Origin of the sequence: Sphingomonas yantingensis (assembly GCF_014199325.1) — a bacterium.
Lineage (GTDB): Bacteria > Pseudomonadota > Alphaproteobacteria > Sphingomonadales > Sphingomonadaceae > Sphingomonas > Sphingomonas yantingensis.
The window spans coordinates 667,792-681,546 of record NZ_JACIJJ010000002.1 but is presented as its reverse complement, the minus strand read 5'-3'; the positions used below and the strand labels follow the sequence as shown (position 1 = coordinate 681,546).

The following is a 13,755-nucleotide window of genomic DNA, read 5'->3' as shown; positions in this document are numbered from 1 at the left end:
TTCCTCCCCTGACTTTGGGTATACGTATGCACCACAGGCGGGTATTGCAATCGATTGTTTCGTTGCGTATGCCATCCTCGGATGCGGCACCGCCGGAGAGCGCACGCCGCCATGGGGAGGGGATCGATGACTTCACGGCACCTGCTTGCTTGCTCGACCGCGGCCATCGCGCTGCTGGCGGCTGCACCGCTTCACGCACAGACCGCAACTGGCACCGTCGTGCCGCCCGTCGACCCGGCCGCGCCGGTGACGCAGCCCCCGGTCGGCGATACCCAGGCCGCCGATGCCGCCGCCGCGCCCGATCCGTCGCAGGACATCGTCGTCACCGGCCTTCGCGCCAGCCTCGAGCGCGCGCAGACGCTCAAGCGCAACAACAGCTCGGTGGTTGAGGCCGTGTCGGCCGAGGACATCGGCAAGCTGCCGCAGTCGAGCGTCGCCGATTCGCTCGGCCGCCTCGCCGGGCTGGCGGGCGAGCGCCGGTCGGGTCGCATCAGCGGCATCTCGGTCCGCGGTTTTCGCGAGGATTTTGTCGGCACCACGCTCAACGGGCGAGAGCTGATCGGCATCGGCGACAATCGCGGCGTCGAATACGACCTCTACCCGGCCGAGATTGTCAGCGCCGCCGTCGTCTACAAGACGCCCGATGCGGGCCTGACTGCGATGGGCGTCGGCGGCACCGTCGACATCCGCACCGTTCGCCCGCTCGAGCGGTCGCGCGCGCTGATCGTCAACGGCACCTATGAAAAGAACGGGATGAAGTCGAAGAATCCCGACTTCGACGACCAGGGCTATCGCTTTGCCCTCTCCTATACCGACAAGTTCGCCGACGACACGATCGGCATCGCGCTGACCGCGGCGACGACTTCTTCGCCGGTACAGGACGATTTCTTCAGCGTCTGGGGCTATGACAAGAACGCGATCACGTCCGGCCCCAATGCCGGCAAGTACGTGGCGCAGGGCATCGACATCTCCTCGCGCTCGCGCGTGCTGAAGCGCGATACCATCGCCGGCGTGTTCCAGTACCGGCCGAGCGATGCGTTCACCGCGACGTTCGACGCCCTCTACATCAATTTCGCCGACCAGGGCATTTCGCGCGGCTTCATCGAGGCGCTGCCGGTGGCCGCCGACGGCAGCGGCGTGCTCGCCTCCAACAGCACGACCGTCACCTCGGCGCGCACGACCGGCTTCAACTCGGTCATCCGCAGCGATCCGCTCGACAAGACCGGCGACCTCAAGGTGTTCGGCGGCAACCTGGCGTGGAAGGCGTCGTCGAACCTCGACCTCACGCTCGACGTGTCGCGTTCGGAAAGCAAGAAGAGCGACACCCGCGCGGAAAGCTATGCCGGCCTTGGCCGTGCGGGCCTCGCGACGCAGGGCGCGAACAACATCCGCACCTGGACCTATACCGACGAGGGGCTGCTCTTCTCGAACAACAGCCAGAGCTTCGACGACTATAACCGCGTCAAGCTCGCCGGCCCACAGTCGTGGGGCGGCAGCCTCGCGCCGATCACCGAACTCAACACCCCCGCCGCGCGCGCGGCCGGCATCGGCTTCGCACAGGCGCAGGACGGCTTCGTCAACACCGCGCGCTTCGACGAATATCTGAACGCCGCGCGGCTCGAGGCGGCGTACCGCTTCGACGGCGGCTTCCTGAAGTCGATCAACGTCGCGCTCCGCTATTCGGATCACAAGAAGTCCAAGGTCAACCAGGGCTTCTTCCTCACTGCCCAGACCTATCCGTCGGACGGCCCGGTGCCCGAGGATTCGCGCAACGGCCTTGCCGATCTCAACTGGGCCGGCCTCGGCAACGTCGTCGCCTATGACGCGCTCGGCCTCATCAACAGCGACTTCTATCGCCGCTGGGATGCCGGCGCGCTCGAGCCCGACCGCCTTGGCGATACCTATTCGATCAAGGAAACCGTCTGGCAGCCGTCGGTGAAGGCCGAGTTCGAAAGCGACCTCGGCGGGGTTCGCATGTTCGGCAATGTCGGCGTTCAGGGCCTTATCACCAACCAGCGCGCGACAGGCTTCGACGCGCTCGTCGTCTCCAACCTGCGCGTCCGCGCCAACCCGGTCGAGGACGGCGCCAAGTACACGCGCGTCCTGCCCAGCCTGAACACCAATTTCGATCTGGGCGGCGGCCACACGATCCGCTTCGCGCTGGCAAAAGTCGTCAGCCGGCCGCGCATCGACTTCCTGAACCCCGGCTCTTCGGTGAAGTTCTCGAACAACGTCGCCAACGTTACCAACACCAATCCCGAACTTGGCCCTTGGACCTCGCGTTCAGGTAATGCGCAGCTTCGTCCCTACGAGGCCGATCAGGCCGACCTCAGCTACGAATATTATTTCGCCAGCGACGGGTTCGTGTCGATCTCGGCCTTCTACAAGGATCTGAAGAACTGGAACGTCCAGACCACGACCATCCGTGATTTCCGCGAATTCTACATTCCCGGCTATCACCAGGCGGTCAGCAGCGACGGCCAGACCATCTACACCCCTGCGACGTTCCAGGGGCTGAACACGACCTATGTCGGCGGGCTGAAGGGCAAGGTGAAGGGGATCGAGCTTCAGGCGTCGCTGCCGTTCGGCCGCTTCGTCAGCGCGCTCGACGGGTTCGGCCTGACCGGCGGCGCGGCGTTCACCGACGGCAAGCTCGACGACGGTTCGCGCATCCCGGGCCTGTCTGCGCGGGTGTTCCAGGGGACGGCGTATTTCGAGAAGTCGGGCTTCTCGGCGCGCGTCTCCGCCAACAACCGCTCGTCCTGGCTGTCGGAGGATCGCGGCGGCAGCAACTCGATCTCGCCGGCCAACCGTTCGGGCCAGACGCTGGTCGATGCGCAGATCGGCTTCGACTTCGCCAATACCAACATCGACTATCTCGACCATCTGCGCCTGTCGTTCCAGGCGCAGAACCTGACCAACCAGCGCGACGTCTATACCGACGCGGCCAGCGGGCTGACCACGCGGCGTGAGACGTTCGGGCGCAACTTCCTCGTGAACCTGACCTACGCGATCTTCTGATCGGCATGAGAATGTCCTCGCCGGTATTTGCCGGCGGGGATATTCCCGACAAGGACATGAGGACGAGGACATGAAGGCGACGATCGACCGGGTCGTCATCGTCGGCGGCGGCACCGCGGGCTGGATGGCGGCGGCGCTGATCGCGCGCGTGATCGGCCCGCGCGTCACCGTGACGCTGGTCGAATCGGAGGAGATCGGTATCGTCGGCGTGGGCGAGGCGACGATCCCGCCGATCCAGCACGTCAACGCAGTGCTTGGGCTCGACGAGGCCGAGTTTCTTCGCGAGACGCGCGGCACGATCAAGCTCGCCATCCGCTTCGACGACTGGCGCGCGCTCGGGCAAAGCTATTACCACACGTTCGGGGCGGCGGGGCGCAACACCGCTTTCTGCTCATTCCATCATTACTGGGCACGCGCGCGCCGCGCGGGCGTCGCCGCCGGTTACTGGGACTACGACCTCAATTATCTGGCGGCGCGCGAGGGCAAGTTCGCCAAGATCCAGGTCGGCGACCCGATGTGGCAGCTCCCCTATGCCTATCACTTCGATTCGAGCCTCTACGGCCAGTATCTGCGCCGCTACAGCGAGCGGGCAGGCGTCACCCGGATCGAGGGGATGGTCGCCGACGTGCGCCGCCACGACAACGGCGACATCGCCGCGCTGGTCCTGAAGGACGGGCGGGAGGTCGCGGGCGACCTGTTCGTCGACTGTTCGGGCGCGCGCGGCCTGCTGATCCAGCGCCAGCTCAACGTGGGGTATGAGGACTGGAGCCACTGGCTGCCGTGCGACCGGGCGATGGCGGTGCCGACCGCGCGACACGACGCGACGCCGCCCTATACGCGTTCGACCGCGCGCACCGCCGGGTGGCAGTGGCGCATCCCGCTCCAGCACCGGGTGGGCAATGGCCTCGTCTATTCCAGCCGGCATCTGTCGGACGACGCGGCGGCGGAGCTGCTGCTCGGCAATCTGGATGGGAAGGTGCTCGGCGACCCGCGCATCATCCCGTTCCGCACCGGCCGCGCGCGGCGGCAATGGGATCGCAACGTCGTCGCGGTGGGGCTGTCGAGCGGCTTTCTCGAACCGCTCGAATCGACGAGCATCTACCTCATCCAGTCGGCAATCGTCCGGCTGCTCCACCATTTCCCGCACGCCGGGATCCAGCCGGCCGCGGTCGCCGAATATAACCGCCAGTCGCGGATCGAGTTCGAGACCGTCCGCGACTTCATCATCCTCCATTATCACGCTACAAGCCGCAACGATTCCCCCTTCTGGCGCGACGTGCGCGCCGCGACGCTGCCCGATCGCCTTGCCGCCAAAATCGAGCTGTTCCGCGCGACCGGTGCGCTGACGCAGGACCCGCTCGACATCTTCATGGAGCCGTCCTGGGTTCAGGTACTGATGGGGCAGGGGATCGAGGCGGCGGACTATCACCCGCTCGCCGACGAGACCGACCTCGGCGAACTCACTGCGCAGCTCGATCAGCTCGCGGCGATGAAGCGCGAACCGGTGCCCAACATGCCCGCGCACGACCAGTGGCTGAGGGCGTTCGGCGGCACCGCGGCATGATCGCACCGCGACGTTTCGTCATCCTCGGCGGCGGCACCGCCGGCTGGATCGCCGCGCACCTGTTGAAGCGCGCGTTCGCCGACAGCGCCGTTACGTTGGTGGAATCACCGGAGATCGGCACGATCGGCGTCGGCGAAGGATCGACGCCGACGCTCAAGCGCTTCTTCGAGCTGATCGGCGCGGACGAGGGCGAGTGGATGCCCCGCTGCGGCGCGACGTACAAGGCGGGGATCCGCTTCGACGGGTGGAGCCCGGCGGCGCCCTGGCCCGGCTATCGCCATCCCTTCACCACGCAGGTCGACGTGCATACCGAGGACGCGTTCGTCCTCAACTGCCGCAACCGGCGCCTCGGCTATGACGTGCCGACATTGCCCGACCGGTTCCTGCTGAACGGCGTCCTGTCGGCGCGGGGACTGACGCCCGTCGCGCCGCCCAGCTTTCCGTTCAAGATCGAGTATGGCTATCATTTCGATGCCGGGCTTCTCGGCGCGTATCTGCGCGACCTTGCCGTCGCGCGCGGCGTCGCTCACCGGCAGGGGCGCGTCGCCGGGGCCGAGCGCGCCGCGAACGGCGATATCGCCGCGCTGGCGATCGAGGGCGACGAGCGGATCGAGGGCGACTTTTTCGTCGATTGCAGCGGCTTTGCCAGCCTCTTGATCGAGCAGACGCTAGGCGTGCCGTTCGTGCCCTATGCCGACAACCTGTTCAACGACGCCGCGGTGGTATTGGCGACGCCGATGACGGGCGTACCGCCGGTCGAGACGGTGGCGACGGCGATGTCCAACGGCTGGCGCTGGTCGATCCCGCTCGAGCATCGGTTCGGCAACGGCTATGTCTATTCGAGCGCGTTCCAGTCGCCCGATGCGGCCGAGGCAGAGCTGCGCCGCGCGCTCAGTGTCGGCGACGACCTGCCCGCGCGGCACCTGAAGTTCCGGGTGGGACAGGCGGCGCGTGCGTGGGAGCGCAACTGCCTCGCGGTCGGCCTGTCGCAGGGGTTCATCGAGCCGCTGGAGGCGACCGCGCTCCACCTCGTCCTCGGCACCGTCGAGCAGTTCATCCGGCATTTCGGCGACGGCGGCGGCACCGATCGCCACCGCGATGCCTTCAACGCCGTCGTCGACGAGCGGATGGCGGGGGTTCGCGACTACATCGTCGCGCACTACAAGCTGAACACGCGCACCGACACCGAATACTGGCGGGCGAACGCCGCCAACATGGCGCTGTCCGAGCCGCTGCTCCACCTGCTCGACCGCTGGTTCCGGCGCGGCGACATGACCGAGGAACTGGCGCGGCAGGGCCGGCGCAGCCATTTCGGCCGCCTGTCGTGGCACTGCCTGCTTGCCGGCTATGGCGCGTTCCCCCCGGTGAGCCAGCCGCGGCGGCGCGACGTCGACTTCCACGACGACCGCGGGGTGGAGGCATTCCTGCACGGATGCAGCCTCAACTTCGCACCGCCAGCGGTGGGCTCGATACGTGCCGCTCAGGATGGAAAGCTTGACAATCGATGATTTCAGCGAGCCGGTTGGCTCACGTCCCGCTGCAGGCAGCGGCTGGCGACCGTAGCGCTTGAAGAGGTGCTGTGCCAATGCCATAGCCGGCCGGTGCTTATCGGCGCATCGTGTTACTTGTTGCGACATGCTTTGGCCACTTCATCTCGATCGTGGGCATGAATTTCAGCGCCGGGACCGGGCAGATAACCTCGGTGATCATGCTCGCTTGGCGTACGCTTAAAAGGCCAGGAGCAGCGCTGCTTTCTGGTTTCGTAGCCCAAATTGTTTAGACCAATCGCTAAATGTCCGCCCCCTGCCCATAGCAACATTCGGATATCCAAACGGTGCCAATCGCCGCGCTTCGGCGCGATGAAGGACCGACCGATTTGGGGACGCCTTTAGAGGCCGCCGAATGGCCGATTGTGGGTCAGGCTGATCCAGAAGCGATGGGCGCGATGCTCATCTATTCAGGCCCAATGGCCTGCCGTTCAATTGCGCCCACGTCCCCATCCGTCACGCTCAGCGAATAGCTTCTGCATTACGACCATGTTGTCGGTGCCCCACTGGCATAACGGCTCAAGCGCCCGGGCGAGACTCTGGCCAAGTGCGGTCAGCGTGTAGTCGACCCGCGGCGGCACCTCCTTGTAGTCGTTCCGGCGCAGGACGCCGTCCGCTTCGAGTTCCTTGAGCTGCTGGATCAGCACCTTGTCACTGACGTCGCGGATGGCGCGCTTCAGTTCCCCATAGCGGGTGGGGCCGCGCAGCAGAAAGTACAGGATCAGCGGCTTCCACTTTCCCGAGATGACCTTGAGCGTGGCGTCAAGCCCGCAGGTGAAAGCAGGCGCGATGGGGGCAACGGCGTGATCGTCGACCAGTGGCATTTCAGACATTATGAGTACTTACTAAAAGGTGCATACTTGTCTGTAGGTAGGTCGCCAGCCACCTGTGTGCAACCAATGAATGGAGGCACTTGTGACCAGACTGGACGGGAAGATCGCTGTTATTACCGGGGGTGGCACGGGGATTGGCTTGGCGTCAGCGAAGCGGTTCATCGCCGAAGGGGCGTTCGTGTACCTGTTCGGACGCAGGGCAGATAAGCTGGAAGCAGCTGTGGCGACGCTCGGCGGTAATGCACGGGCGGTGCCAGGATCGGTTACCGATGCTGAAGATCTCGACCGGCTGTACGACACGGTAAAGAAGGAGCACGGCAAGCTTGACATCCTGTTCGCCAATGCCGGCACGGGGGCATTGTTGCCCTTGTCCGAAATCACGCCCGACCACGTCGACGCGACGTTTGACGTCAATGTGAAGGGCACGATCTTCACGGTTCAAAAAGGCCTAAAGCTGATGGAGGCCGGCGGTTCGGTCATCCTCACCGGCTCGACCACAGGCGTCATGGGGACTCCGGCATTCAGCGTCTACAGCGCCTCCAAGGCGGCAGTCCGCAACCTGGCGCGGAGCTGGGCGCAGGATCTGCGGGGCACGGGTATCCGGGTCAATGTCCTGTCACCGGGGCCGACTTTGACCGAGCTTGCCGCCGAGGTCGTTGGCCGTGATGCCATGATCGAGATGGGGGCGACGACGCCGATCGGACATGTTGGCCAGCCGTCAGAAGTCGCGGCTGCTGCTGCCTTCCTGGCATCATCAGACAGTAGCTTTATGACGGGCAGCGAGCTGTTTACCGACGGTGGCCTGGCGCAGATTTGACGAAGTGCTTCAGCCGGCTTGAGGTCGGCTGGCACCATCAATCTAGCCCGCTGAGTGCTACACCAATAGCAGCTGCGACCTTTCCGGCCACCGCGCCACGCGCTGATGGTGCCGGAAGGTCGACATGAACGAATGGCAGAAGTTGGGAACGTGAAAACCGGCCGTGGATGACCGCAACTGGGTCGTTCCGTCCAACCGGGGGCGAGGGAACGCCTTTGACACTAGCGTTTGGCGGTTCTCTGAATGTTCTGCGCTATGCCGCCTAGGAAGCTTCCCAAGGTGGGTAGGCCACACGCAGTCAATACTCCATGCAGTAGCGCTGACGCGACATAAGGCATGGGATCATCTCGAAGCGCATGAGCTGCCCTTCTTGCATATCTGGCAGCCTCAGCGGCAAAGCCTTGGCCCAATTCGTCATCTAAGTGGCCGTGATCGGCGGCCTTTAGCAGTTCGCCAAGCGCCCCATGGAGGCTGCGGAGATGCTCAATAGCTGCTTCTTTCTCATCGAGAGGCGGTGCGCCGTTGCCCCCCGTATCAGACAAAGCAGCGATCATCCCCTCCACGGCTGCCCGTGCTAGGGTCAGGACTCGTTGATCACAGCCAGAAGATGACGGTTGCAGCGAGGGCGATGGCAGCGAAGAAGGCCGTGGGGCAGCGATCGTAGCGGGTGGCAACGCGTCGCCAGTCCTTGAGGCGGCCGAACATGATCTCGATGCGGCTGCGGCGCCGGTAGCGGCGTTTGTCGTATCTGACCGGCTCGTTGCGCGATCGTCGGCCCGGGATGCATGGCTGTATGCCCTTGGCCTGGAGAGCGTCCCTGAACCAGTCGGCGTCGTAGCCGCGGTCGCCGAGCAGCCATTGTGCGTTTGGCAGGTCGTCCAGCAGGGCAGCCGCGCCGGTGTAGTCGCTGACCTGACCCGCGGTCATGAAGAAGCTCAAGGGGCGGCCATTCTCATCCGCGACGGCATGGAGCTTCGTGTTCATGCCGCCTTTGGTGCGTCCGATCAGGCGGCCGAGATCCCCTTTTTTACCCGCAGGCTTGATGCCGTGCGGTGCGCCTTCAGGTAGGTCGCGTCGATCCTCACCGTCCTCGGCTCTGCATCGCCCGCAGCCAGCCCCTCCATCATGCGCGTGAACACGCCTCGCTCGCCCCAGCGCTTCCATCGATTGTACAGCGTCTTGTGGGGACCATAAGCGCTGGGCGCATCTCGCCAGCGCAGCCCGTTGCGATTGACGAACACGATGCCGCTCAACACCCGCCGGTCATCCACACGAGGCTTGCCGTGGCTCTTGGGAAAGAACGGCCGCAGCCGCTCGATCTGCTCGTCCGTCAGCCAAAACAGGTCACTCATTCTGGTCTCCTTGCGGAGCCTGAATCAGATCGCGACCCTCACATCAATGGGTCCTGACCCTAAGAGAGTGGGGTTCATAGCATGCTCGCGCCGCAGCAGCTCACGGCGCAGCTTGGGATATTGACCGTCATCGCTGATGCTCCGCCGGCCGTCAGCTGCATTAATCAGGATCGACTGCAGGCGTTCTGCAAGAGATAAGTCAGTCTGCTGCCGTAGCGCTTTCGCATTCTGGGTAGCCACGTAATCCTCGCCAGCCGTTTTTCCAGCTTATTCAATCGAGCCGTTTGCGGCCGCTTTGCTGCTGATTGATCAGCCTACCCGATTGAGGCCGTGGACCGGCCTAAGCTTAGCGAATGGCTGACGATGATACGGTCGGAGAAACAGCCCAACCACTTCTGACCCGCCATTGCCGCTTTTCACAGGCACCCCTCGACATATTCGATGCTGCGAGTCCCCACCGAAATGCCGGTGACCTTGCCGCCGTTGATCGAGAATTTGATCCCGCGTTCGCCGCCGGGCTCATAGTGAAACAGCTTCTTGTCGGGCGGCTCGGAGTAGATGTCAGGCAATTGCTTGAGCTCCTTATACGCCTTGCGCACCGCGGCCTCCGGATCGCCGAGCTTGACGCCGCGATCGGTCATGAAAATGGGTGCCTTGGGATCGAGGTAGGCCTCTACCGTGGTGACTTCTCCGCTCTCGACCAGCATCTGCAGGTTCTTGGGTCCGCCGATCACTTCGAAGGCGAGGCACGATCCATCGCCAGCCTCGGTATGGTGGCCACCATCGCGGATCTTCATGCCAGATCCGGCCTGGGCGCTGTCGGTGGATACCCCGGCCTCGATCCCGCCCCAGCCGAACGGCGTCATCACGCGGCAATCCATGCCCCGGCAGTCCGCGAGATTTGTAGGCGTCGGCGAAGGCAAAGGCGGCGGGGGCGGTGTCGGGACTGGCTGAGCCGGCACAGGCACGGGCTGCGCCTTCGCCGAATCGCTTAGCGCGCGCGGTGGCGGACTGTCTGGCCGCGTGGAGAAGAACAGGCTTATGGCGATCGCGGCCGCCCCCACTCCAAACGCTGCCAGGCGGCGGATCGACGAGCGCGGTGCGTCCGGGTTGGGCAACGGCCGGTAGGCTGCGGCGGGAGGCGGCGCGACCGGCCCCAGCGTCTCATCATAGGCGCGGCGACGTGTTGGATCGCAGCACTGAATAGGCTTCGTTCAGCTGCTTGGCGCGGCGCTCGGCCTCATCCTTGGGCCCGGCAAAAGTGTCCGGATGGTAGCGGCGCATCATCGCGCGGAAGGCAGCGTCAATAACCTCCTGCTCCGCTCCGCGATCCGCGCCGAGAATTTCATAGTAGTTCATCGCGCTCCCCTGCTTACATCGATGCGATGGGAGCATGGTTCGCGCAAGGCACGCTTGGCCTATTTCCGTGTCGATTCTCTGGTAGCTGCCAGTCCGTTACGGGCTTAGTTGCGGCCGCTGTCGGAAGCCGCTCCGGCGCACGCTGAATGTCGGCTCGTCGCAAGACCTCACGGTCAGGCCGCAATTTGGGAATGGCGGCTTTGTCCTCCTTTTCGCCATTTCCGCTATCGCTGGTCGAGGCGCCGGGCGAATATGAATGAATGTCCGAAGGTAGGGAGCGCGAAACGACAGCTGGATGTCGTGTCATGGGTCATTGCGCCAGGAGCGGGTAGGCTGGTGCTCGCCGAACGCCGATCTTAACCCGCCGTGCGCGCGTCCGTCGGCTTTTGTCGAAAACCGACGTTTAGCTAGTTGGGCAGGAACGGCATCAAAGTCCCAGTAGCAGACCATCGTGCTTGCCCCATCGCCACGGTCATTCGCGCGTCGAAGCGCCGATGCGGCACGATGGAAGCTGTCTCGATAACGCAACTATGCACGGAAAGCAGGAGCGGCGCAGTCTTGTGAAAACGGACTTGTTGTGAAACTTACGGGCGCTCTCCTGAAGCGGCGCAGGCTTCTTCAAGGAGGACAGCCGTGTCATCTAGGGGGTGCGTTTCGCCGCGCGGCCTGGTAGGGGGCGCGACATATGACAGGTTTCAAACTCCCCGATTTCGACGACCGCCGCAAGGCGTCGCAGGCCGCCAAGCTCGAAGCGCTCGCCAAGCTGCGCAAGGCCAAGGCCGAAACGACCGCTCCCGCCGCCCCGGCCGACCCCGACGCCAAGTCGTCGCGAGAGATCGCCGCCGAAGAGCGCCGCGCTGCGCACCGCGCCAAGATCGAGGCGGACAAGGCCGCCCGGATCGCCGCGCGCGAAGCCGCCGCCGAGGCGAAGGCCAATCAGAAGGCGCCGCTGACCCCCGAGGAGCAGAAGGCAGCGCGCGACGCGCGTTACGCCGCGCGCAAGGCACGCAAGGGCAAGTGACCCCGCGCGAGCTGATCGGCACCGCCGAGGTGCCGGGCGGCCCGCCGCTTCGCCTGTTCCGGCGGAACGACGATTTCATGATCGTCCTTGACCGCAACGAGCTGATGAGCACGCGCATGAGCGGGTCCGAGGTCGCGCTCGGCACGCTGACGTGCGAGCCGCTCGCCGCCCACCCCGCCCCGCGCGTGCTGATCGGCGGCTACGGCATGGGCTTTACGCTGCGCGCCGTGCTCGGCCCGTTGGGCGCGAAGGCGGAAGTCGTGGTGGCGGAGCTCGTGCCCGGCATCATCGAATGGGCACGCGGGCCGATGGCGGCGCTGACCGCGGGCTGCCTCGACGACGCGCGCGTCGACCTGCAGATGCGCGACGTGGGCGAGGTGATGCGCGAAGGCGCGGGGCGGTTCGACGCGATCCTGCTCGACGTCGACAACGGTCCCGACGGGCTGACTCGTGAGGCCAACGAGGGGCTTTACGCGCCGGCCGGCCTTGCCGCCGCGCGGCGCGCGCTGCGGCCGGGGGGCGTTCTCGCCGTCTGGTCCGCTGCGCCCGATCCCGCGTTCACCCGCCGGCTTCTCAAGGCCGGCTTCGCGACCGAGGAAGTGCGCGTGAAAGCGCGGGAGAACGGCAAGGGCGCGTCGCACATAATCTGGCTCGCCCGCCCGCGGACGGGCTGAAGCCGGTGGCGAAGCGGCGGCGATACCTGACCGCGACGATGCCCGATGGTTACGTCAAGACGATCGGGCCGACCGCCGCGCCCTTCACCCATTACTGGCGGATCGTCGCCGATCTGGGCGGTGGCCGGACCGAGGTCTTCTGGGGCCATGCCAAGTCGCTCAAAGAGGCGACGGGCAAGCGCGCCGCGCTGGACGAGGCGGCGCGCCAGCGCGGCTGGGCGAGCCATGTGTTCGAGGTGGTGGAGCTGACCGAAACCCATGATCCGCCCGGCAACGGCTGACTGCGCCAGCATACGTATTTTACCGCTACCAATAGGCCGCGTTCTAGTGAATTGTCGGCGGCAATGCCGGCGAACGATCGGCATGGTTCGGGCGGGAGGGGCGATGATGGCAACGCGGAACGAATTGAATGGGCATGGTGCGACCCGGCGCGAGGCCCTGGTGCTGTCGGCCGGCGCCGCGATCGTTGCGGCGATGCCCGCCGCGGCCGCCCCCGGCACCGGCCTGAACTCGATTGCGGGCAAGCGCGGGCTGCGGTTCGGCTCGGCCGTGGCCTGGTGCCCGCCGGGCGCGGATCGCGGCGGCGTCGGCAACCCGCGTTACACTGCGCTGCTGGAGCGCGACTGCGGCATCCTCGTCGCCGAGAACGAGATGAAGTGGCAGCGGCTGCGCCCCACGCCCACGACCTTCGACTTCGAGCGCGCCGACGCCATCGCCGCCTATGCAAAGGCGAAGGGCATGGCGATGCGCGGCCACACGCTGCTCTGGCACCAGACGAAGTGGATGCCGCGATGGGAGGCGAACCACGATTTCGGCCCCCGCCCCTCCCCCACAGGCGCGGCGATGCTGACGAACCACATTCAGATCGTGGTCGGCCGCTACGCCCCGCGCGTGACGAGCTGGGACGTCGTCAACGAAGCGGTCAATCCCGACGGCAGCGGGCTTTACGAAACGGCGCTCTCGCGCGCGATCGGCGGGGCGGAGGCGACGCTTGACCTCGCGTTCCGCACGGCACGCGCAGCGGCGCCCGGCGCGCAGCTCGTCTACAACGACTATATGAGCTGGGAGCCCGACAACGCCCGGCACCGTGCGGGCGTGCTCAAGCTGCTCGAGGGGTTCCGCACCCGCGGCACGCCCGTCGACGCGCTTGGCGTCCAGTCGCACCTCGTCACGCAGCCCGGCGGTTCGTTGACCGCGCAGCAGGCGGAGTGGCGCCGCTTCCTCGATGCCGTGACGGCGATGGGCTACAAGCTGGTCGTCACCGAGTTCGACGTGCGCGACAACGGCCTGCCCGCCGACCCGGCCGCGCGCGACCGCGCGGTTGCGGACTATGCCCGCGCCTATCTCGACGTGACGCTCGGCTATCCCCAGCTTCGCGAGATACTCGCCTGGGGCATGACCGACCGTTACAGCTGGATCGAGGGGTTCGAGCCGCGCGCCGACAAGGCGCTGCGTCGCCCGACGCTGTACGACCGCGAGTTCAAACCAAAGCCGCTACACGCCGCGGTTGCCGCCGCGCTGGCGGCGGCGCCCAAACGCTGACGACCAAAACAAAGAAAAGACGGGG

The 13,755-nt window shown here is 65.7% G+C and carries 12 protein-coding genes; 8 read left to right on the top strand and 4 right to left on the bottom strand.

Translation table 11 applies throughout. The features are described from left to right. Positions 1-126 precede the first annotated feature (126 nt). The 3 genes from FHR19_RS09425 to FHR19_RS09415 all read left to right on the top strand — a co-directional run bounded on the left by FHR19_RS09425 (position 127) and on the right by FHR19_RS09415 (position 6,093). Complete coding sequence (locus FHR19_RS09425; RefSeq protein WP_184027363.1) at positions 127-3,021, top strand: TonB-dependent receptor; 2,895 nt, start codon at positions 127-129, stop codon at positions 3,019-3,021. A gap of 70 nt (positions 3,022-3,091) precedes the next feature. After that, on the top strand, positions 3,092-4,585 hold the full coding sequence (locus FHR19_RS09420; protein ID WP_184027360.1) for a tryptophan halogenase family protein: 1,494 nt from the start codon (positions 3,092-3,094) through the stop codon (positions 4,583-4,585). After that, positions 4,582-6,093 carry a tryptophan halogenase family protein gene (locus FHR19_RS09415; RefSeq protein ID WP_184027357.1) on the top strand — a complete coding sequence of 504 codons (1,512 nt, stop codon included), beginning with the start codon at positions 4,582-4,584 and terminating at the stop codon, positions 6,091-6,093. The genes FHR19_RS09420 and FHR19_RS09415 overlap by 4 nt, the downstream gene beginning before the upstream one ends. 470 nt (positions 6,094-6,563) lie before the next feature. Here FHR19_RS09415 and FHR19_RS09410 read toward each other — a convergent pair whose 3' ends face one another. Then, positions 6,564-6,956 carry a winged helix-turn-helix transcriptional regulator gene (locus FHR19_RS09410; RefSeq protein WP_184027354.1) on the bottom strand — a complete coding sequence of 131 codons (393 nt, stop codon included), beginning with the start codon at positions 6,954-6,956 and terminating at the stop codon, positions 6,564-6,566. A 91-nt stretch (positions 6,957-7,047) separates the two neighbouring features. Between FHR19_RS09410 and FHR19_RS09405 the strand changes: the two genes are divergently transcribed. After that, the gene (locus tag FHR19_RS09405) at positions 7,048-7,782 is read left to right on the top strand and encodes an SDR family oxidoreductase (protein ID WP_184027352.1); all 735 of its coding nucleotides are present in this window, start codon (positions 7,048-7,050) and stop codon (positions 7,780-7,782) included. 594 nt (positions 7,783-8,376) lie between these two features. Here FHR19_RS09405 and FHR19_RS09400 read toward each other — a convergent pair. From FHR19_RS09400 to FHR19_RS17500, 3 genes are all read right to left on the bottom strand, one after another. Further along, positions 8,377-9,134, bottom strand: a protein-coding gene (locus tag FHR19_RS09400; RefSeq protein ID WP_184027349.1) for an IS5 family transposase whose coding sequence is annotated in 2 segments (ribosomal slippage) — positions 8,377-8,801 and positions 8,801-9,134 — 759 coding nt in all. Because the reading frame shifts where the segments join, the coding sequence is not laid out codon by codon here. A gap of 416 nt (positions 9,135-9,550) precedes the next feature. Then, entirely contained in the window at positions 9,551-10,003 is a 453-nt protein-coding gene (locus FHR19_RS17505; protein ID WP_221228446.1) for a hypothetical protein, read from the bottom strand. Between the two features lie 298 nt (positions 10,004-10,301). After that, positions 10,302-10,493: a J domain-containing protein gene (locus tag FHR19_RS17500; protein WP_221228445.1), complete on the bottom strand. Its 192-nt coding sequence runs from the start codon at positions 10,491-10,493 to the stop codon at positions 10,302-10,304. 685 nt (positions 10,494-11,178) lie between these two features. Here FHR19_RS17500 and FHR19_RS09390 point away from each other — a divergent pair. The 4 genes from FHR19_RS09390 to FHR19_RS09375 all read left to right on the top strand — a co-directional run bounded on the left by FHR19_RS09390 (position 11,179) and on the right by FHR19_RS09375 (position 13,730). Next, positions 11,179-11,514, top strand: a complete 336-nt coding sequence (locus FHR19_RS09390; protein ID WP_184027346.1) for a DUF6481 family protein — start codon at positions 11,179-11,181, stop codon at positions 11,512-11,514. After that, positions 11,511-12,188: a spermine/spermidine synthase domain-containing protein gene (locus FHR19_RS09385; protein ID WP_184027343.1), complete on the top strand. Its 678-nt coding sequence runs from the start codon at positions 11,511-11,513 to the stop codon at positions 12,186-12,188. Before FHR19_RS09390 ends, FHR19_RS09385 begins: the two co-directional genes overlap by 4 nt. A gap of 38 nt (positions 12,189-12,226) precedes the next feature. Then, complete coding sequence (locus FHR19_RS09380) at positions 12,227-12,469, top strand: hypothetical protein (protein WP_221228444.1); 243 nt, start codon at positions 12,227-12,229, stop codon at positions 12,467-12,469. Positions 12,470-12,575: 106 nt separating this feature from the next. Further along, positions 12,576-13,730, top strand: coding sequence for an endo-1,4-beta-xylanase (locus tag FHR19_RS09375; protein ID WP_184027337.1), 1,155 nt, complete (start codon positions 12,576-12,578; stop codon positions 13,728-13,730). The last annotated feature ends 25 nt before the right edge of the window (positions 13,731-13,755 follow it).